The organism is Metapseudomonas otitidis (assembly GCF_011397855.1).
In the GTDB taxonomy this organism is placed as follows: Bacteria; Pseudomonadota; Gammaproteobacteria; order Pseudomonadales; family Pseudomonadaceae; genus Metapseudomonas; species Metapseudomonas otitidis.
The window spans coordinates 2,388,456-2,407,992 of the sequence record NZ_AP022642.1 but is presented as its reverse complement, the minus strand read 5'-3'; the positions used below and the strand labels follow the sequence as shown (position 1 = coordinate 2,407,992).

Genomic DNA, 19,537 nt, shown 5'->3' with positions numbered 1-19,537 from the left:
TGAAGCGGCCCCTTTCTTTTGCACATCAGCTGCGCGGCGGCTCCTCCCCCAGGGGCACGATGGCCATGGTCAGCCGCGAGATGCAGCTGGGCTTGCCATCGTCGCCGCTGAGGCGGATGTCCCACACATGGGTGGAGCGCCCCAGGTGCACCGGCCGGGCAACCGCAGTGACCCTGCCGCTGCGCAGACCGCGCAGGTGGTTGGCGTTCACTTCCAGCCCTACGCAATAGAAGCGGCTGGTGTCGATGCACAGGTAGGCGGCGGTGGAGCCGAGGGTTTCGGCCAGCACCACGGACGCGCCACCGTGGAGCAGCCCGTAGGGTTGGTGGGTGCGGCCGTCCACCACCATGCTGGCGGTGATCGAGCCCTCGTCGAAAGCTTCGAAGCGGATGTCCAGCACCTCGCCGATGGTGTTGCGCAGGGTGGCGTTGAGGCGGTCCAGATCGGGGGTTTCGCGCCACAGGCTCATGTCGACTCCTTTTTAGGTGGGCGCCGGGGTGACCGACGCGGACTTCAGTCGTGCCAGAGCACTGTTTCGCGCCGCTCGATCCACTCAGGGAAACGCGGCCCGTAGGTGCCTTCGACGACGTTGCGCTTGATCTTCAGGGTCGGCGTGAGGAAGCCGTTGTCCACCGCCCAGACGTCCTTCACCAGCACCAGGCCGAGCAGGCGCTCGTGCTTGTCCAGCGCCTGGTTGACCTCGTCGAGCAGGGCCCGGAGGCTGCCTTCCAGCTGTTCACGGGTACCGTTGCCGGCCTCCTGGCGCCCCACCTCGGAGAGCACGCAGAGGGCCATCGGCTGCGGCAGGCCGTCGCCGACCACGCACACCTGCTCGATGCGGGTGTGCACGGCCAGGCGGTTCTCGATGGGTGCGGGGGCGACGTACTTGCCCTTGCTGGTCTTGAAGATTTCCTTGATGCGGCCGGTGAGCCGCAGGTTGCCGTCGGCGTCCTGCTCGCCCTTGTCGCCGGTGCGCAGGAAGCCGTCGGAGGTGATGGTCTCGGCGGTGCGTTCCGGGTCCTTGTAGTAACCCTGCATGGTGGCGCCGCTGCGGACCTGGACTTCCCCTTCCTCGCTGATGCGCACTTCGACGCCGGGGCTGTTGCGGCCGATCCAGCCGGTCTTCTGCTCGCCGGGGCGGCAGACGTGGGAATAACCGCAGTTCTCGGTCATACCGTAGACCTCCAGCACGTCCAGGCCGAGGCGCTTGTACCAGTGCAGCAACGCCTCGGGCACCGGGGCCGCGCCGCACAGGGCAACGCGCACGGCATCGAGCCCCAGGCCGGCGAGGACCTTGCGCCCGATGAAGCGGCCGATCAGAGGCAGGCGAAGCAGGCGGTCCAGCTTCTGGGCGGGCATCTTCTCGAAAACGCCCATCTGGAACTTGGTCCAGATGCGCGGCACGCCGAAGATCGCCGTGGGCCGCGCGCGGCGCAGGTCGCGGAGGAAGGTGTCGAGGCTTTCGGCGAAGAACACCGTCTGCCCGGCATAGAGGGAAGCCATCTCGACGAACATCCGCTCGGCCACGTGGCACAGCGGCAGGTAGGACAGCAGGCGATCGCTCTCGCCGGTATTGAACAGTTGCACGCCGTGCTCGGCGGCGAAGGCGAAGTTGCCGAAGCTCTGCATGACGCCCTTCGGCGTGCCGGTGGTGCCGGAGGTGTAGATGATGGTGGCGAGCTGCTCGGGACGGGTGCGTGGGTTGTCGCGGATGGGGGTGGAATCCAGCAGGTCCGACCAGGCGTAGTCGAAGGTGCCCTCGGGGTGGATGGGAAGCGCGATGGTGGCCACACCCTCGGGAATCCCGCCGCTCATGGCCGGCCAGTCGTCCAGCTTGCCGATGAACGCCAGGGCGCTTTCGGAGTGCTCCAGCACCTGGCGGACGGACTCGCCAGTGAGGTTGGGGTACAGGGGCACCGAGACGTGCCCGGCCATCCAGATCGCCAGGTCGGCCACGATCCAGTGGGCACAGTTCTTGGAAATGATCGCGATGCGGCTGCCCGGAGGGAGGTCGCGCCCCCTGAGCCAACTGGCGGCGCGTCGCGCCTGGTCGCCGACATCGCCCCAGGTAAGCTCCTCCACCTGGCCACCCGCCATGGGCTGCACCAGGTAACGCTTGTTGGGATGACGTGCTTCACGCTCGAAGAACATGTCGAGCGGCAAACGGACTGCATCAGCCACAGGGCCTCCTCCTTTCTTGTTCTTGTGAATCGGGGACAACCAAGCACTTGCTTGGTCGACTATTCCACGCACGCCATCCCAGGTGCAAGTTAAGAAATGTATCGACCGTGGCCTCTGCCGGGGGCATACACAATTTGCAAAAAGGTCTGCTTGAGTGGGTATGAGGGGATCCGTATTCTCGCCGCCATGACGCCGGGCCCCTCTGACGGTTAGCGCCGCCATGTCGGAGTCATAGTTGGTTCAATTCGACTGAAAGGAGGGGCTCGTGACTGCCCTAGATTCGTTTCTCTTCGCCGACTTCCTCGGCACCTCAACCTGGCTCTGGCTGGTCTTCATCGCCATAGTCGTGTCTCTGCTGGCCTTCGACCTCGGCGTGCTCCATCGCAAGGAGCGCGAGATCGGCGTGAAGGAAAGCCTGATGCTCTCCGCCGGCTACATCACCGCAGGTCTGCTGTTCGGCCTCTGGGTCTGGCACCAGAAAGGCGCTGACGCGAGCATGGACTACGTCACCGGCTTCCTGATCGAGAAGTCGCTGTCGATGGACAACGTGTTCCTGATGGCGATGATCTTCAGCTTCCTGGCCATCCCGCGGCAGTACCAGCACAAGGTGCTGTTCTGGGGAATCATGGGCGTGATCGTGCTGCGTGGCGTGATGATCGCCCTGGGCGCCGCACTGATCCATGAGTTCAGCTGGATCCTCTACGTGTTCGGCGTGTTCCTGGTCATCACCGGTGTGAAGATGCTGTTCGCCAAGGTGGACGATGAGCCGAACCTGGCAGAGAACCGCTTCGTGCGCTTCCTGCGAAGCCACATGCGGATCACCGACGAACTCCACGGCCAGCGCTTCTTCGTCCGCCAGCCGGACGCCAGCGGCCGTGTGGTGCTCTGGGGTACGCCGCTGCTGCTGGCCCTGGTGATGATCGAGCTGGCCGACCTGGTGTTCGCGGTGGACAGCGTCCCGGCGATCTTCGCCATCACCCAGGACCCGTTCATCGTCTACACCTCCAACATCTTCGCCATCCTCGGCCTGCGGGCCCTGTACTTCGCCCTGGCGGCGCTGATCCACCGCTTCGCCTACCTGAAGTACGCCCTGGCCCTGGTGCTGGTGTTCATCGGCGGCAAGATCTTCCTGGTGGGCTTTATCGGCAAGATCCCCCCGGCCATCTCCCTGGGTGTGACCCTGAGCCTGCTGATCGGCGGCGTGCTGGTCTCGCTCTGGAAGACGAGGGGTGACAAGGCCCCCAGCCACTGACCCGACAGCGCCCGGCCCCTTGGCCGGGCGTTTCGTTCAGGGGGACTCGGGGTTGGGGAACCAGGCCTCCAGGCCCGGTTTGTCGGTGTCGACCTTCGGGTCGTAGATGTAGCCCGAGACCCTTGGGTAGTTGTCCAGGTCGTTGCGCCAGAGCAGCGTCCCTTCGTACGGATGGCCACCGCGCTCGACGGTGATGCGCAGTTGGGTGGCGGTATCGACAAGCTCCGACTCGACGAAGGTCGCCCGCCCTGTCCAGACCTCGTCGCCCACTTCCCAGTACAGCGCCATTTCGCCCTCATGCAGGTAGACCTTGAGGTCACCGCTGTAGGGCGTGCCGCTGTCCGGCAGGCGGCCCACCACCCAGTAGCGGCCGACGAAGTAGGACGGGTCGGGGTGATCGGCAGCGCCCGCGAACGGGATGCAGGCCATGGCCAGAAGCCAGGCGAGTGCCTGGCGGGTGAAATCACGGATCACGGCAGTCTTCCTTGAGCCCCAGCGGGATCACAGGCGATGGGGATGGTGAAGCGCACGCAGGTCCATCACCCCGGCCAGGGGCATTGCGCCGTCAAGTTCGGCCAGGCTGGCGGTGCTCATGGCCAATGGCTGCTGGCGATGACCGTGGACGAGCAAGCCCGCCAGTTCCCCTACGAACGGGTTGTGGGTCACCAGCAGCAGCTGGCTCTCTTCCCGCTGAGCCAGCCGGTCGAGCGCCTCGCGCGGGTCGCTTTCCGGCGTCAGCCAGCCTTCCACCAGCACCGGCCCCTGGAATGCCAGGGCCTCGACCACCAGCTCGGCCGTCTGCCGGGCGCGCAGGTAGGGGCTGACGATGATCGCGTCCAATGGCACTCCCGCGAGGCGGGCTGCAGCCTGCAGCACCTCCTGGCGGCCGTTGCGGGTCAGCGGTCGCTCGGCATCGGTGGCGGCCCGGGGCTCAGCCTCGCCGTGGCGCAGCAGCCAGAGCTTCACAGCTTCGGCTCTTCGTCACGCACCGGGTGGGGCGCCGGGGGCACGCTGTGGGCAGCCTCACCTTCCGGCGCGCGCGGGGTCGGCCAGTCGGCGAACGGCCAGGGCTTTTCCTCGGTATTGAAGGTGCCGAAGCGGCCGATCTGGGCCAGGTACTGGCTGAGGCTGTCACCGAAGGCCATCAACCCGCCGTTGGGCGCGCCGTAGAAGGCGCGGTAGCCCAGCTGGGCCAGCACCACCACGCCGAGCACGATCTCGGCCAACTGCCAGACGATGACGAAGATCAGCATCCACAACACACGCAGCAGGATGGACTCGCGCTGCAGGTCTTCTTGCTCATTGCTCATGGTTAGCTCCTGGTCCTGGGGCAGCTGGTTCAAAAGCCGCTGGTGGGGATGAAGTCGACGTCGGTCTTCGGCTCGCCACGCATCAGCACCTCGATCACCTGGGCCAGGGTGCGCCCTTCGAAGAGGATGGCGTGCAGGCCGGAGACCAGCGGCATGTAGACCTGCAGTTCCTCAGCGCGGGCCTTCAGCACCTTGAGGGTGTTGACCCCCTCGGCCACCTCGCCCAGGCGGGCCACGGCATCCTCCAGGGACAGCCCCTCGCCCAGAGCGAAGCCCACCTGGTAGTTGCGGCTCTTGGGCGAGGAGCAGGTGACGATCAGGTCACCGACACCGGCCAGGCCGAGGAAGGTCATGGGGTTGGCGCCGAGCTTGACGGCGAAGCGGGTCATCTCGGCCAGTGCCCGGGTAATCAGCATGCTCTTGGTGTTCTCGCCCATGCCCAGGGCAGCGGCCATGCCGGCGATGATGGCGTAGACGTTCTTCAGCGCGCCGCCCAGCTCCACGCCGAAGCGGTCGGCGCTGGCATAGACGCGGAAGGTCTTGCCGTGCAGGGCCTGCTGCACGCGCTGGCAAAGCTCGGCGTCTTCGCTGGCCACCACGGTGGCGGTCAGCGCGTGATCGGCCACTTCCTTGGCCAGGTTCGGACCGGAGAGCACGCCGATGCGCGCCTTGGGCGCCACGTCTTCGAGGATCTGGCTCATCAGCTTGAAGCTCTGGGCCTCGATGCCCTTGGTCAGGCTCACCAGTAGCTTGCCTTCGAGCTGCTCGGCCACCGGCTCCAGGGCCTTGCGCAGGGCGCTGGAAGGGATGGCTACGAAAACCAGGTCGCAGGCCGCCAGCACGGCCGGCAGGTCGGAACTGGGGCTGACCCCGGGGTGGATCTTCACCCCCTTGAGGTAGCGGGGGTTCTCGCGGTTCTGGCGAATCGCCTCGGCCTGCTGGGGGTCGCGCATCCACTGCAGCACGCTGTTGCCGTTCTCGGCGAGGAGGTTGGCAATGGCGGTGCCGAAGCTGCCGCCACCCAGCACTGCGATCGATTGATCTCGAGTCATAACCAGTCCATGTAGAGCCACCCGGGTGGCGAATCCGCGCATTATACGGAGGCCCGAGCGACCAACCAGTCTCAAACCGGGCATCTGCCACTGGTCAAGCCGCGGGGGAGCGACGAAAATCCCGCATCCATGTGACCGCTTCGTGGTTTTGCGGTGCCAAACGCCCGCCGAACGGCCATCACCCAACCTGGCAAGCCCTGCGCCGAGACCCCTGCATGCCTCCACGCCCCTCGCCCGCCTCTTCTACCCGACGGCTTGCATGCCGCCAAGGTGACGCGGGCGCCCGGGCGAGCGACCAAAGCGAAAATGCCCGGGGGCTGACGCACCTTGATTCCACGCTGACGGGCCCAGGAGGCACCACCCCATGACCCGCAGCTGGGACATCCACACCCGCACCCAACTCATCAGCCTCGGCCCCGCCCTGCTGCTGACCTTGCTGCTGACCGGCTTCTTCACTTTCGCCCGGCTGCAGGACCTGCGCCAGGAGCTCAACCACACCGGCCAGTTGATCGCCAACCAATTGGCGCCGGCAGCCGAATACGGCGTGATCGCCGGCAACCGTCCGGTGCTGGAAGGCCTGCTCAAGGCCACCCTGGACACCCCCCATGTGCGCTTCCTGGAAGTGCGCGACCAGGACGACGCCATCCTCGCCTACGTCGAGCAGCCGGGCACCCTCGAACGCAACGGTGCGCAGGTGGAGATCTTCCATGCGCCGATCCGCCTGCAGCAGGTGCAACTGGGCAACGAGACGCTATTCCACGCCGGGCGCGGCGACAGCAAGCTGGCCACCGGCTACCTCGGGCGCGTGGTGGTCGGCATGTCCAACGATGCGTTCAGCAGTCGCCAGCAGGAGATCCTGCTCAAGGCCACGCTGCTGGCGCTGTTCGCCCTGATCCTCACCTTCCTGGTGGCGCGCCGCCTGGCCATCCGCCTGTCACAGCCCATCAGCGCCATGGGCCAGGCAGTGGAGGCCATCCAGGCCGGCAACTACCAGGCCAGCCTGCCGGTGATGGAGGAAGGCGAACTGGGTGACCTGGCCCGGCACATCAACAACCTCGCCAGCGGCCTCGACCGCGCCAGCCGGGAACAGCGCCAGGCCATCGACCAGCTGATTGCCGCGCGGGAAGAAGCCGAGCAGGCCAACCGCGCCAAGTCCGACTTCCTGGCGATGATGAGCCACGAGCTGCGCACACCGATGAACGGCGTACTGGGCATGCTGCAACTTCTTGAAACAACCGAAATGACCCAGGAGCAGGCCGAGTACGCTGCCCTGGCCACCGAGTCCACCGAGCACCTGCTGAAGGTGATCAACGACATCCTCGACTTCTCCCGCATCGAGCGGGGCGCGCTGGAACTGGAGCGCATCGCCTTCAACCTGCTGGAGCTGGTCAACGGTTCGGTGCAGGTGTTCCAGCACAGCGCCCAGCAGCGCGGCCTGGCGTTGATCGTGGAGACTCAGCCCGGCCTGGAACAGGTGGAGGTCCAGGGCGACCCGACGCGCATCCGGCAGATCCTGGTGAACCTGGTCGGCAACGCCCTGAAGTTCACCGAAGAGGGCAGCATCCGCGTGGTCACCCAGTGGCAGGCGCTGGACGACCAGGTGCTCTGGCTCACCTGCGCCGTGCACGACAGCGGCATCGGCATTCCCCCGGAACGGCTGGAACACATGTTCGACGCCTTCCAGCAGGCCGACAGCTCCATTTCCCGGCGCTACGGCGGCACCGGCCTCGGCCTGCCCATCGCCCGCACCCTGGCCGAGCGCATGGGCGGCACCCTGCGCGCCGAAAGCCACCAGGGCCAGGGCTCGGTGTTCACCCTGGAAATCCCCCTGCCCTTCCGCCAGCAGGTGAATCGAACGGACGGCCCCTACCCGGACCAGGCCGCGGCGGGCAACGGCCAGGACGTGCTGCTGGTGGAGGACAACCCGGTCAACCAGACCGTGATAGAAGCCATGCTGCGCAGCCTCGGCTACCGCGTCAGCCTGGTCAGCGACGGTGCCCAGGCCGTACAGGCGGCTTCTCGCACGGGGTTCGCCGCCATCCTCATGGACTGCCGGCTACCGGTGCTCGATGGCTATGAAGCCACCCGTCAGATTCGCGGCATGAATGGAGGCACCCGGGTCCCCATCATCGCCCTCACCGCCAACGCCCTGCAGGGCGACCGCGAAGCATGCCTGGAAGCGGGTATGAACGATTACCTCGCCAAGCCGTTCAAACGGGCAGACCTGCAGCGTGTGCTGCAGCGCTGGCTGGGCGGCGCGACCGATTGCCCCCCCGACCTTCGGTGAGTGGGCAACGGGTGATAAAGTGCGGCAGGCTGTGCCCTCGAACCCCCACCTTGCGCGACCCGGGACGATCGGAATGCAGGTGTACGAGTGTACTCTGTGACTTTCACTGCAACGCAACAGTCTATGACTAGTCTGCCGATTCGGCGCTATGCGCACGGCAGTGGACGAAATGCCAAGCCCTGCAGTACGGGGACCATTTAGGAGCTCGCATGACAAGACAAAACGCCTATTCCCGGGAAGACCTGCTGCGCTGCAGTCGCGGTGAGCTGTTCGGACCTGGTAATGCGCAACTGCCCGCCCCCAACATGCTGATGATCGACCGGATCGTTCACATCAGCGAAACCGGCGGGAAGTACGGCAAGGGCGAAATCGTCGCCGAGCTCGATATCAACCCCGACCTGTGGTTCTTCGCCTGCCACTTCGAGGGCGACCCGGTGATGCCGGGCTGCCTGGGCCTCGATGCCATGTGGCAGCTGGTGGGCTTCTACCTCGGCTGGCAGGGCAACCCCGGCCGCGGCCGTGCACTGGGCTCGGGCGAGGTGAAATTCTTCGGTCAGATCCTGCCGACCGCCAAGAAGATCACCTACAACATCCAGATCAAGCGCACCATCAACCGCTCGCTGATCCTCGGCATCGCCGATGGCACCGTCAGCGTCGACGGGCGCGAGATCTACAGCGCGGAAGGCCTCCGCGTCGGCCTCTTCACTTCAACTGACAGCTTCTAAGGGTTATCCGCATGCGTCGCGTCGTGATCACCGGCCTGGGCATCGTTTCCTGCCTGGGCAATGACAAGGAAACCGTTTCCGCCAACCTGCGTGCCGGCCGTGCCGGTATCCGCCACAACCCGGCCTACGCCGAGATGGGCCTGCGCAGCCACGTTTCCGGTTCCGTCGACCTGAACCTGGAAGAGCTGATCGATCGCAAGATCTTCCGCTTCATGGGTGACGCCGCCGCCTACGCCTACCTGGCGATGGAACAGGCGATCAAGGACTCCGGCCTGACGCCCGAGCAGATCTCCAATCCGCGCACCGGCCTCATCGCCGGTTCCGGTGGCGCCTCCACCGTCAACCAGATGGAAGCCATCGACACCCTCCGCGAGAAGGGCGTCAAGCGCATCGGCCCATACCGCGTGACCCGCACCATGGGCAGCACCGTTTCCGCGTGCCTGGCCACCCCCTTCCAGATCAAGGGCGTGAACTTCTCCATCTCCTCCGCCTGCGCCACCAGCGCGCACTGCATCGGCCAGGCCATGGAGCAGATCCAGCTCGGCAAGCAGGACGTGGTCTTCGCCGGCGGCGGCGAGGAAGAGCACTGGAGCCAGAGCTGCCTGTTCGACGCCATGGGCGCCCTCTCCACCCAGTACAACGACACCCCCGAGAAGGCCTCCCGCGCCTACGACGCCAAGCGTGACGGCTTCGTCATCGCCGGTGGCGGCGGCATGGTGGTGGTCGAGGAACTGGAGCACGCCCTCAAGCGCGGCGCCAAGATCTACGCCGAGATCGTCGGCTACGGTGCCACCTCCGACGGCTACGACATGGTCGCTCCGAGCGGCGAAGGCGCGGTCCGCTGCATGCAGCAGGCCCTGTCCACCGTCCAGGCCCCGATCGACTACCTCAACACCCACGGCACCTCCACCCCGGTGGGCGACGTGGCGGAGATCCGCGGCGTACGCGAAGTCTTCGGCGACAAGGCCCCGGTGATCAGCTCCACCAAGAGCCTGTCCGGCCACAGCCTGGGTGCCGCCGGCGTCCACGAGGCGATCTACTGCCTGCTGATGATGGAAGGCAACTTCATCGCTGCCTCGGCCAACATCGACGAGTTGGACCCGGAAGTGGCCGACATGCCGATCCTTCGCCAGGTTCGCGAAGACGCCAAGCTGGACACCGTCATGTCCAACAGCTTCGGCTTCGGCGGCACCAACGCCACCCTGGTGCTGCAGCGCTTCAAGGCCTGACCGGCCCCCGGCGACACCTGAAGGCCCGTATCCCCGGATACGGGCCTTTTTCATGCCCCACGTAAAACCGCATCAGACCTTTCCCAAACCCCGCCGCCGCATTTAAGTCCCGCGCAACGCCTCCGCTCTTAATGCCCGTACGTCCACGCGCATCCCCGGAGGAGCCTCCCATGTCCCTGCGCAACCTGAGCATTTCCATCCGCGCCGCCTGCGGCTTCGCCGTCATCACCCTGTTGCTGGTGGGCCTGGGGCTCTTCTGCCTGTCGCGGATGTCCACCATGGACGAAGCCACCTATCAGGTATCCAAGATCTGGCTCCCCAGCGTCGAGTACTCCAGCCAGCTCGGCTACCTGATGGCCGAATACCGCCTCAGCGAGATGAACCACATCCTCAGCCGCGAGGCCGAGCAGATGAGCCGCCAGGAAGTGCGCATGGCCAAGATCCGCGAGGAGCTGGACGAGATCGAGCGCATCTACCAGCCCCTGTTCCTGCTGCCGGACGAGAAGCGCCTGTTCGCCGAATACCGCCAGCGCAAGGAAGCGTACCTCCAGGGCCACGACCAACTGCTGCAACTCTCCCGCAGCAACCATGCCGACGACGCCTACGAACTGATGCGCGGCCCCCTGCGAGAAGCCTACGAAGGCGTACACGCCACCCTCACCGAGCTGATCAAGCTGAGCAACCTCGAAGCCGACCGCTCCGGCGACGCCAGCGCCAGCACCTATGAAGGCGCCCGCACCGCCGTCAGCCTCGTGTTGGTACTCGCCGCGCTGCTCGCCGTCGCCACGGCCTGGCTGCTCACCCGCAGCATCGTCGTGCCGATCCGCAATGCCGTGGAAGCCGCCCGCACCGTCGCCAACGGCGACCTCACCGGCACCATCGACACCCAGGGCCGGGACGAGCCCGCGCGGCTGATGCAGGCCCTCGCCGAGATGCGCAGCAGCCTGCACCAGACCATCCGCCACATCACCGACTCCTCCAGCCAATTGGCCGCCGCCGCCCACCAGCTCAGCGTGGTGACCGACGAAACCAACCAGGCCATGAACCGCCAGCACGACGAAACGGAGATGGCCGCCACCGCCGTCAACCAGATGACCGCCGCCGTCGAAGAGGTCGCACGCAATGCTGCCTCCACCTCCGAAGCCTCGCGCCTCTCGGAAGAGTCCGCCGAAGGCGGCCGCCACCAGGTCGCCCAGACCGTCCAGGCCATCCGCGCCATGAGCAGCGAAGTCAGCCAGACCAGCAGCATCGTCGGCGGCCTGGCCGACCAGGCCCAGGGCATCAGCAAGGTGCTCGACGTGATCCGCGCCATCGCCGAGCAGACCAACCTGCTGGCCCTCAACGCCGCCATCGAGGCCGCCCGCGCCGGCGAAGCAGGCCGGGGGTTCGCCGTGGTCGCCGACGAAGTCCGCGCCCTCGCCCACCGCACCCAGGAATCCACCCGCGAAATCGAACAGATGATCGCCAGCATCCAGACCGGCACCGGCAACGCCGTCAGCGCCATGAGCCAGAACGACGAACGCGCCCGGGAGATTCTCAAGATCGCCGAAGCCGCCGGCCAGGCCCTGGATGTGATCGCCGCCCAGGTCAGCGCCATCAACGAACGCACCTTGGTGATCGCCAGCGCCGCCGAAGAGCAGGCCCAGGTCGCCCGCGAGGTGGATCGCAACCTGGTCAACATCCGCGACCTCTCCGCCCAGACCGCCACCGGCTCCAACCAGACCTCCAGCGCCAGCCAGGAACTGTCCCGCCTGGCCGCCGACCTCAGTGCCGTGGTCGCCCGCTTCACCGTCTGATGCCATCCGGGCCTGCCCAGCGGCAGGCCCTCGCTTCCCCTGAAAAGCCCACAGATCGGGCTCCGCAGGCCAACAAGAAAACCTATACTCCTCCGCGTCCCCCCGCCTGGCCCCCACGGAGAAGTGCCCATGTTCCTGCGCCAGTTCCCCATCGCCCCGCGCGCCGCCTCGAGCTTTGCCCTCATCACCCTGCTGCTGATCTTCACTGGCCTGTTCTCGCTGAACCGCATGGCGGTGATCAACGACGCCTCCACCGAAATGAGCCAGAGCTGGATCCCGAGCCTCAGGAACCTGGCCAAGCTGGAACTGCTGGTCACCGAAATACGCCAGGTGCAGCTGGGCCACGTGCTCGCCGAAGCGGCCGCCAAGCCCGCTCTTGAACAGCGCCTTCAGGAGCTGGAGGCCAACCTGGCGAAGACCAGCCAGGCCTACGAAAAGGACATGGATGCCGGCCGGGACACCGAACTGTTCCGCGCCTTCCAGCAGCAGTACAAACGCTTCCAAGACGAGTCCTCACAACTCCTGGGCCTCTCCCGCAGTGGTGACAGTGCCGGCGCCAACCGCCTCGCCCAAGGTTCGCTGCTGGAGAACTACCGCGCCACCATCAGGACCTTGCAGGCGCTGCTGGACTACAACACCGAAGGCGCCGAGCAGGCCAACGTAAAAGCCGACCAGGACTACGCCAGCGCCAAGACTGCCGTGCTCAGCGTGCTGGCCCTGGCCGTGCTGGCCACCGTGCTGCTGGCCTGGCTGCTGACCCGTAGCATCACCCAGCCGCTGCACATCGCCGTGCGCGCCGCCGACGTGGTGGCAGGCGGCGACCTCACCGGCCCCATCGACACCACCGGCCGGGACGAACCCGCCCAACTGCTCGCTGCCCTGAAGAAGATGCAGCAGCAACTGCGCGGCACCATCGAGCAGATCAGCCATTCCGCCACCCAGCTCGCCTCGGCGGCCGAGGAAATGAGCGCCATCACCGAGGAAAGCAACCGCACCCTCAGCCAGCAGCACGACGAAATCCAGATGGCCGCCACGGCGGTGAACGAGATGACTGCCGCCGTCGAGGAAGTGGCCCGCAACGCCGCCGGCACTTCAGAAGCCTCCCGGGCCTCCGAGCAATCGGCCCATGCCGGACGCAGCCGGGTCGAGCAGACCGTCCAGGCGATCCGCCACATGAGCGACGACGTCGCCCAGACCAGTGAGTTGGTGGAAGGCCTGGCCGAACGGGCGCAGAACATCAGCAAGGTGCTCGACGTGATCCGCGCCATCGCCGAGCAGACCAACCTGCTGGCCCTCAACGCAGCCATCGAGGCCGCCCGCGCCGGCGAGCAGGGGCGCGGCTTCGCCGTGGTCGCCGACGAGGTACGCGCCCTCGCCCACCGCACCCAGGAATCCACCCGTGAAATCGAACAGATGATCGGCAACATCCAGAGCGGCACCGGCGAGGCGGTCAGCGCCATGAGCCAGAACGACCAGCGTGCCCGCCAGATGCTGGAGATCGCCGAAGCCGCCGGCACCGCCCTGGTGGAGATCGCCGAGCAGGTCAGCCACATCAACGAGCGCACCCTGGTGATCGCCAGCGCCGCCGAAGAGCAGGCCCAGGTCGCCCGCGAGGTAGACCGCAACCTGGTCAACATCCGCGACCTGTCCACCCAGACCGCCACCGGCGCCAACGAAACCTCCACCGCCAGCTACCAGCTCTCGCGCCTGGCCCTGGAACTCAACGCCATGGTGGCGCGCTTCACCGTCTAGTCCGCCTGGCCTCAGGCTGCGTGGCGCACCCCGTCACGCGGCGCACGCTCCAGCCTCAGCACCCGCCCGGATGACCGGGCGCGGCCCCGCACCATCGCCCACCCCACCACCAGGCTCGCCAGCAGCGCCAGCCCCAGGTGCGCAACGCCCATGGCCGGGCTGCCCCAGGCACACAGCAGCACACCGAGCCCGGACGCCAGCCGTGCCTCACCGCGCAGGCCACGGGCCAGGGCGGGGATCGCCCGAACCGAGCCGCCCGGCAACCGGCGCCAGGCCGCCACCAGCCCCGATCCGGACAGCAGATCCGCCAGCACCAGCGCGTAGGCCAGCAACGCCGCCCCCAGGCCGAAGGCCGCGGAGAGCACCAGCCGCAGGGACGGGTTTTCGAACTGCCAGGTCTCACCCCCAAGGGGCTGCCAGAACGCCATGACCAGCAGCGCCATCGCGCTCACCATCAGCAGCCGCGCGCGGTGGCTGCGGCCAGCGGCCAGCAGCACGGCCGCCACCAGCCCCACCAGCAGCAGCCCGTCCAGTGCCAGGGCGTGCCAAGGCGGCACCGCCAGCGGCCCCTCCAGGTGGAAAGGCGCCAGCGGCAGGCCGGCGAGAAAACCGATGGCGACGATGAAGGTGGCCAGGGCGACCAGCCAGCTGGTCAGGCCGAGGGAAACGGCGGCGATGCGTCCGAAGAGGGTGTCCATGATGGCGGTCCTTGATGGCCGGTGGCTGATGGTTACAGCCTGCACCGCCCCTGTATCCGTACTGTGGCTGCCGCCGCTCAGTTTGTTTCAGTACGGTAACTGCCCGCCTCCAGCAGTTCGCCCAGCAGCGCATGCAAGCGGGCCTGGTCCAGCGGCTTGGTCAGCATCGCCCGCACGCCCTGGGCGCGCACGTCCTCCTCCACCAGGCTGTCGCTGAAGCCGGTGTAGAGCAGAATCGGCAGATCCGCACGGGCCGCCAGCAGGCGCCGCGCCAACTGCATGCCGGTCAACCTCGGCATGCTCTGGTCAAGAATCACCAGGTCCCGCGCGTAAGGGGCGGCCCCCAGGTGCAGGCTGGCCTGCTCCGGGTCGCTGAACAGCTGCACCTCCAGCCCCCAGGTGGCCAGCAGGTCACTCATGAATTCGCCCACCAGCGGGTCGTCGTCCACCACCGCCACCCGCCCCTGCAAGGTCGCGCGAACCGGAACATGCTCCGCCGGGCAGCAGGCCATCCCCTCCGGAAGCTGCCCGTCCTCGTGGGCCGGTAGCAGCACGCGGAACACCGCCCCCTGCCCCGCGCCACCCTCCAGCAGGATGTGCCCGCCGTACTCGTGGACGATGCCGTGGACCATGGACAAGCCCATGCCACTGCCCTGGCCGCTGGCCTTGGTGGAGAAGAACGGCTCGAACACCTGCGAACGCAGGCCCGCATCGATGCCCGGGCCGCTGTCGCTCACCGTCAGGCTGACGAAGGGCCCCGCCACCCGCTGCTGGCAGGACGCGCACACGCCATCGCCCAGGTGCTGCCGCTGCAGCTCGATGCGCAAGCGCCCGACACCGCCCATGGCGTCCCGGGCGTTGATAGAGAGGTTCATCAGCACCTGCTCCAGCTGCACCGGGTCCGCCAGCACCGGCGGCAGATCGGCCGCCAGGTGGGTCTCCAGCTCGACGGTGGCCGGCAGGGTGGACTCCAGCAGGCGGATGAAGCTGCCCAGCAACCGGTCCAGCGCCGTCACCTGGGGCGTACCCCGGCTGCCACGGCTGAAGGTCAGCATCTGCTGGATCAGGTCGCGGGCCTTCTCCGCCGACCGCTGCACTCGGGTCAGGTACTTGCCCAGGCGCTCGTCGCGCAGGGACTCGGCATGCTCCTGCGCCATCACCGTGTAGCCCAGCATGCTGGTCAGCAGGTTGTTGAAGTCGTGGGCAATGCCCCCGGTCAGGTGCCCGATGGCTTCCATGCGCTGGGCCTGGCGCAACTGCTGCTCCAGGCGGGTCTTCTCCTCCTCGGCCTGGCGCCGCTCGGTGATGTCGCGCAGGTAGCAGATGTAACGGGGGCCTTCGTCACCATTCACATGGGTCAGGGCCAGTTCCGCCGGGAACTCCTCGCCGGAGGCACGGCGCGCCACCACTTCCAGGCGCTTGCCGAGGAAGCTGCCGTTGCCGGTCTGCGCGTAGCGCTCCAGGTCCTGTTCGTACATCACGTGGAACCGCTCGGGGATGATCAGCTTCAGCAACCCGCGCCCCAGCGCCTGGTCCCGGGCGATGCCGAAGCAGCGCTCGGCAGCCGGGTTGAAGGCCAGGATGCGCCCGGCGCCGTCCATGCTGATGAAGCAATCCAGCGCCGTGTCGGTGATGGTGCGGTGCTGCAGTTCGCTGGCCCGCAGCGCCTGCTCCGCCTCCTTGCGCTGGGTGATCTCGCGGCAGAACACCAGGATGCGGTCCACCCCCGAAAGGGTCACCCGCTTCAGGGTCACATCGTCCCAATGCAGGCTGCCGTCGCGGTTGCGCCGGTGCCACTCGAACCGCTGCGGCTCGCCCGCCGCCGCGCGGGCCAGGAAGCCCGCGGCCTGGCGCCCGGTGTAGGGCTCGTAGCCGGCGCTGAAGGCATCAATGTCCAGCCCGATCATTTCCTCGTAGCTGTAGCCGACCGTCGCGCAGGCACGCGGGTTGGCATCCACCAGCGCCCCGGTCTCCACATCCAGCACCAGGATGGCGTCCTCGGAGCCGGCGAAGATCGCCCGGTAGCTGGCCTCCGCCTCCAGGCGCTCGATCTCCGCCGCCGCCCGCACCGAGAAGATGCGCAGCACCGACTCGGCGCGCTCGCGCTCCTTCATCGGGCCCAGGCGGCCAGCGGCGATCAACCCTAGCGGCCGGCCGTCGGTGGCGAACAGCGGGTAGCCGGCGTAGCTGTCGACCCCATAGGCACGGAATACGGCGTCATTCGGGTACAGCGCCTGCAGCCCGGTGCCGACGAAATGAAAGGCCCGTCCCTGCACGTCGCCGCAGGGTGAACCGCTCAAGGGGTAGGTCGAGTTGGCCTGCAGCGAGCCGTTGTAATACATCGCCAGGGTGGTGAGCTTGTGCGGTCCCTCGTCGCTGATGCGGCTGACGAAGGCAAAGTCGGCCCGGAGCGAGCGCACCATGTAGCGGGCGATCGCCTCGAACACCTCGTTGCCGGTGGCCGCCGAAATCCCCAGGGCCACGTAGCGCAGCACCTCCTCGACGCTCTTGCGCGAACTGATGTCGGTGGAGATGCCGCACACCGCCGTGACCCGCCCCTCCGCATCGAACAGCGGGAACTTGCTCGACAGGTAGGTGCGCACCACGCCGTTGAACGGCAGGCGCTCCTCGAACTCCTGCTCGCGCCCCAGCTCCACCACCTTCTGGTCATTGGCCCGCAGCACATCGGCCAGCTCGGCCGGGAAGAACTCATGGTCGACATGCCCGATGACCTGCTCGGCAGTGACCTTGAACACCTGCTCGAACGCCCGGTTCACCAGACGCAGGCGCCCTTCCAGGTCTTTCACGTAGATGACCGCGCTGCTGTTGTCGACGATCTGGCGCAACTGGTGTTCGGCGGCGCCGTCGAACAGCGGGCGGTGGGCCGTCTGGCTCATCGGAAGGCCTCCAGGAGCCTCTTGGGTGAACGGAGTATAGAGAGCCGCCCCGAGGGAGTTCAGGGGGTACAACGCGGTTGAAACAATTGAAACAAACGGCGGCCTGGCGCCGAGCAGAGGAGCCAGGCGCGGGGTCAGCCCGGCACGAACATGTACCCCACCCCGCGCAGGGTGCGGATCACCTGGGGTTTGTCGGGGTCGGTCTCGAGCTTGCGGCGCAGGCGGGCGATGCGGATGTCGATGGAGCGGTCGAAAGGGTTCCAGTCGCGGTTCTGGGTGAGGTTGAGCAACTGGTCGCGGGACAACGGCCGGTTCGGCCGCTGGGCGAAGGCCTGGAGCAGGTCGAACTCCATGGCCGTGAGGGGAATTTCCCCGCCCGAGGCGTCGAACAGCTGGCGGCGCTCCAGGTCCAGGCGGCAGGCGCCCAGTTGCAGGCGGGTATCGGGTTCGACGGGGGCAACGGCCTCCGCCACGGCAGCGGACGCCGGGGCGCGCTGGTAGCGGCGCAGCACGGTCTTGATCCGGGCCAGCAGTTCGCGGGGGTCGAAGGGCTTGGCCACGTAGTCGTCGGCGCCCACTTCCAGGCCGATGGTGCGGTCCACGGCGCTGCCGGCGCCGGAGACCATGATCACCGGCAGGTCGTGGTGCTCGCGCAGGTAGCGGGCGAGGCTCAGGCCGTCCTCGCCAGGCAGGCCGACGTCCAGCAGCACCAGGTCCGGCAAGCCGGCTGCCAGGGCCGCGCGCATGCTGCCGCTGTCACAGGCCGTCTCCACCTGGTAGGCGTGGCCGCCCAGGTAGTCCTGCAGCAGCTCGCGCACCTCGGCATCGTCGTCCACCACCAGAATCCTCACCGGCGCCACCATGGTCCTCGCTCATCCCTTTGGTTGGAATCGCGCGACTATAACGCGGCGCCGGGTCGGCGAGCAGTCCCGCCGTGGGGCGGGACTGCGGTCAGCGCGAGGCCTTGCGCCTCAGGGCGGCCGGGGTGAAGGCCGCGTCACCGGGGGACGGCTGGCTGAAGTCGACGGTGCCGGGCTCTTCGTTGTCCAGCCACTGCACGCCGTAGCGGCGGGCCTGGAGGTCGTGGAAGGTGTCCAGCGCGGTCCACACCGTGGGCACTTCGTAGAAGTTCTTCAGGTAGGCCATCGACACCCGCCAGAGGTCGCCGCGGCCGTCGTACTGGTCCACCACTGCCGCGCCCCAGCTGTCCTCGTCGAGGAACAGCGTGCGCCGCGAGTAGATGTGCCGGGCGCCGGGCTTGAGCTTGCCATCCACCACCCACACCCGGTGCAGCTCGTAGCGGGTGTACTTGGGGTTGATGTGGCCGGGCTGCAGCAGGTCCTTGTACTTCACCTCGGGGCTGGTGACCTTGTAGTTGTTGTAGGGGATGTAGATCTCCTGCTTGCCCACCAGGGTCCAGTCGTAGCGATCCGGCGCGCCGTTGTACATATCGGTGTCATCGGCGGTGCGCAGGCCGTCGGTGGACTCGATGGGCGTGTCGTAGGCCAGGGTCGGCGCCCGCCGCACCCGGCGCTGGCCGGGGTTGTAGCCCCAGGCCTGGCGTGGCTCCTTGACCTGGTCGAGCATCTCCTGCACCAGCGCGCCGTTGCCGGCCAGGCGCGCCGGGGCGGTGGTGAAGCTGAGGTAGTAGAACAGGGTGTTCTGCAGGCCCGCGTAGCTGCCCTTGGGGTCGTAGAAGCGGAACAGCGCCTCGTCCTCGGAGGTGACCAGGGAGTAGGCGCCATTGCGCTGCACGCCCGCCTCCGCCGAGCGCCGCACGATGTAGGTGCCGCGATAACGGGTGATGTGGTTCCACACCGCCTCCAGGCCGTTCTGCGGGATCGGGAACGGCACGCCGCCGTAGGCGTCGGCAAAGCCGTTGCCGCCGTTGAGCAGCTTGGCGCTGGTGGCGTTGCGGCGGATGTTGTCGTAGACCCACTGCGGCGCCGAGCCGGAGCGCCGGGTGGCGTAGACCGGCATCTGGAAGGTCTCCGGGTAGGCGTTGAACAGCGCCACCTGGCCCGGCGTCAGGTGCGCCTTGTACTGCTCCAGGTTGGCCTTGGTGATGGTGAACTGCGGGGTATCGCCGGCGAAGGGGTCGACATGGTGCTGGCCGGGCCCCTTGTAGCCGACCGGGGCCTGGGTCAGCCCGCCGGCCCAGGCGGGAATGGTGCCGGCGGCGTTGCCGGCCTTCTCGGCGCCGAAGGGGGTCAGCCGGTTGTCGAGCGCGGCGGCCTGGTCGGCCGTCACGGCGGCGCCGGCCTCGGAGGTGATGGTTGCCAGCACGCAGGCGGCCAGCAGCAGCGAAGGTTTGCTCAGCATGGGGGTCTCCCTGTCAGGTGACAGCCCGGCCACGGC

At 67.4% G+C, this 19,537-nt stretch carries 16 protein-coding genes; 6 read left to right on the top strand and 10 right to left on the bottom strand.

Annotated elements, in window-relative coordinates; translation table 11 throughout:
- Positions 1-25: 25 nt before the first annotated feature.
- Both PotMrB4_RS11080 and PotMrB4_RS11075 read right to left on the bottom strand, forming a co-directional pair.
- Positions 26-469, bottom strand: coding sequence for a hotdog fold thioesterase (locus PotMrB4_RS11080; protein ID WP_074972519.1), 444 nt, complete (start codon positions 467-469; stop codon positions 26-28).
- Between the two features lie 44 nt (positions 470-513).
- Positions 514-2,181, bottom strand: a complete 1,668-nt coding sequence (locus PotMrB4_RS11075; RefSeq protein ID WP_172433271.1) for an AMP-binding protein — start codon at positions 2,179-2,181, stop codon at positions 514-516.
- Positions 2,182-2,446: 265 nt separating this feature from the next.
- On the opposite strand from PotMrB4_RS11075, the gene PotMrB4_RS11070 reads away from it, so the two are divergent.
- Positions 2,447-3,433, top strand: a complete 987-nt coding sequence (locus PotMrB4_RS11070; protein ID WP_172433270.1) for a TerC family protein — start codon at positions 2,447-2,449, stop codon at positions 3,431-3,433.
- A 36-nt stretch (positions 3,434-3,469) separates the two neighbouring features.
- Here the strand turns inward: PotMrB4_RS11070 and PotMrB4_RS11065 are convergent, their stop codons facing one another.
- The 4 genes from PotMrB4_RS11065 to PotMrB4_RS11050 are packed head-to-tail and all read right to left on the bottom strand — an operon-like array spanning position 3,470 to position 5,795.
- Positions 3,470-3,907 (bottom strand): hypothetical protein, encoded by a 438-nt coding sequence (locus PotMrB4_RS11065; protein ID WP_172433269.1) that lies wholly within the window; start codon positions 3,905-3,907, stop codon positions 3,470-3,472.
- A 27-nt stretch (positions 3,908-3,934) separates the two neighbouring features.
- Positions 3,935-4,399 carry a phosphohistidine phosphatase SixA gene (gene sixA, locus PotMrB4_RS11060; RefSeq protein WP_172433268.1) on the bottom strand — a complete coding sequence of 155 codons (465 nt, stop codon included), beginning with the start codon at positions 4,397-4,399 and terminating at the stop codon, positions 3,935-3,937.
- Complete coding sequence (locus tag PotMrB4_RS11055; protein ID WP_044413989.1) at positions 4,396-4,743, bottom strand: DUF4389 domain-containing protein; 348 nt, start codon at positions 4,741-4,743, stop codon at positions 4,396-4,398. The genes sixA and PotMrB4_RS11055 overlap by 4 nt, the downstream gene beginning before the upstream one ends.
- Positions 4,744-4,772: 29 nt before the next feature.
- Positions 4,773-5,795, bottom strand: a complete 1,023-nt coding sequence (locus tag PotMrB4_RS11050; RefSeq protein ID WP_069560232.1) for an NAD(P)H-dependent glycerol-3-phosphate dehydrogenase — start codon at positions 5,793-5,795, stop codon at positions 4,773-4,775.
- A 364-nt stretch (positions 5,796-6,159) separates the two neighbouring features.
- On the opposite strand from PotMrB4_RS11050, the gene PotMrB4_RS11045 reads away from it, so the two are divergent.
- From PotMrB4_RS11045 to PotMrB4_RS11025, 5 genes are all read left to right on the top strand, one after another.
- Positions 6,160-8,082 carry an ATP-binding protein gene (locus PotMrB4_RS11045; RefSeq protein ID WP_142008385.1) on the top strand — a complete coding sequence of 641 codons (1,923 nt, stop codon included), beginning with the start codon at positions 6,160-6,162 and terminating at the stop codon, positions 8,080-8,082.
- A 209-nt stretch (positions 8,083-8,291) separates the two neighbouring features.
- Positions 8,292-8,807: a 3-hydroxyacyl-[acyl-carrier-protein] dehydratase FabA gene (gene fabA / locus PotMrB4_RS11040; RefSeq protein WP_044413996.1), complete on the top strand. Its 516-nt coding sequence runs from the start codon at positions 8,292-8,294 to the stop codon at positions 8,805-8,807.
- An 11-nt stretch (positions 8,808-8,818) separates the two neighbouring features.
- Complete coding sequence (gene fabB, locus PotMrB4_RS11035; RefSeq protein WP_074972506.1) at positions 8,819-10,036, top strand: beta-ketoacyl-ACP synthase I; 1,218 nt, start codon at positions 8,819-8,821, stop codon at positions 10,034-10,036.
- A gap of 170 nt (positions 10,037-10,206) precedes the next feature.
- Positions 10,207-11,832 carry a methyl-accepting chemotaxis protein gene (locus tag PotMrB4_RS11030; protein ID WP_172433267.1) on the top strand — a complete coding sequence of 542 codons (1,626 nt, stop codon included), beginning with the start codon at positions 10,207-10,209 and terminating at the stop codon, positions 11,830-11,832.
- A gap of 129 nt (positions 11,833-11,961) precedes the next feature.
- Positions 11,962-13,584, top strand: coding sequence for a methyl-accepting chemotaxis protein (locus tag PotMrB4_RS11025; RefSeq protein ID WP_172433266.1), 1,623 nt, complete (start codon positions 11,962-11,964; stop codon positions 13,582-13,584).
- 11 nt (positions 13,585-13,595) lie between these two features.
- Here PotMrB4_RS11025 and PotMrB4_RS11020 read toward each other — a convergent pair whose 3' ends face one another.
- The 4 genes from PotMrB4_RS11020 to PotMrB4_RS11005 all read right to left on the bottom strand — a co-directional run bounded on the left by PotMrB4_RS11020 (position 13,596) and on the right by PotMrB4_RS11005 (position 19,501).
- Positions 13,596-14,282 carry a hypothetical protein gene (locus PotMrB4_RS11020; RefSeq protein ID WP_172433265.1) on the bottom strand — a complete coding sequence of 229 codons (687 nt, stop codon included), beginning with the start codon at positions 14,280-14,282 and terminating at the stop codon, positions 13,596-13,598.
- A 77-nt stretch (positions 14,283-14,359) separates the two neighbouring features.
- Positions 14,360-17,179, bottom strand: a complete 2,820-nt coding sequence (locus PotMrB4_RS11015; protein WP_172433264.1) for a PAS domain S-box protein — start codon at positions 17,177-17,179, stop codon at positions 14,360-14,362.
- 134 nt (positions 17,180-17,313) lie between these two features.
- A complete protein-coding gene (locus PotMrB4_RS11010) occupies positions 17,314-18,030 on the bottom strand; it encodes a response regulator (protein ID WP_330592374.1) in 717 nt (238 codons plus the stop codon).
- A 100-nt stretch (positions 18,031-18,130) separates the two neighbouring features.
- The gene (locus tag PotMrB4_RS11005) at positions 18,131-19,501 is read right to left on the bottom strand and encodes a DUF1329 domain-containing protein (protein WP_172433262.1); all 1,371 of its coding nucleotides are present in this window, start codon (positions 19,499-19,501) and stop codon (positions 18,131-18,133) included.
- Between the last annotated feature and the right edge of the window lie 36 nt (positions 19,502-19,537).

Bases quoted from the DNA above. Each gene is read 5' to 3' on its own strand.
- PotMrB4_RS11080 (WP_074972519.1), bottom strand. From the start codon at position 469: ATGAGCCTGTGGCGCGAAACCCCCGATCTGGACCGCCTCAACGCCACC.
- PotMrB4_RS11045 (WP_142008385.1), top strand. From the start codon at position 6,160: ATGACCCGCAGCTGGGACATCCACACCCGCACCCAACTCATCAGCCTC.
- PotMrB4_RS11050 (WP_069560232.1), bottom strand. From the start codon at position 5,795: ATGACTCGAGATCAATCGATCGCAGTGCTGGGTGGCGGCAGCTTCGGC.
- PotMrB4_RS11055 (WP_044413989.1), bottom strand. From the start codon at position 4,743: ATGAGCAATGAGCAAGAAGACCTGCAGCGCGAGTCCATCCTGCTGCGT.
- PotMrB4_RS11005 (WP_172433262.1), bottom strand. From the start codon at position 19,501: ATGCTGAGCAAACCTTCGCTGCTGCTGGCCGCCTGCGTGCTGGCAACC.
- fabA (WP_044413996.1), top strand. From the start codon at position 8,292: ATGACAAGACAAAACGCCTATTCCCGGGAAGACCTGCTGCGCTGCAGT.
- PotMrB4_RS11015 (WP_172433264.1), bottom strand. From the start codon at position 17,179: ATGAGCCAGACGGCCCACCGCCCGCTGTTCGACGGCGCCGCCGAACAC.
- PotMrB4_RS11020 (WP_172433265.1), bottom strand. From the start codon at position 14,282: ATGGACACCCTCTTCGGACGCATCGCCGCCGTTTCCCTCGGCCTGACC.
- PotMrB4_RS11030 (WP_172433267.1), top strand. From the start codon at position 10,207: ATGTCCCTGCGCAACCTGAGCATTTCCATCCGCGCCGCCTGCGGCTTC.
- fabB (WP_074972506.1), top strand. From the start codon at position 8,819: ATGCGTCGCGTCGTGATCACCGGCCTGGGCATCGTTTCCTGCCTGGGC.
- PotMrB4_RS11025 (WP_172433266.1), top strand. From the start codon at position 11,962: ATGTTCCTGCGCCAGTTCCCCATCGCCCCGCGCGCCGCCTCGAGCTTT.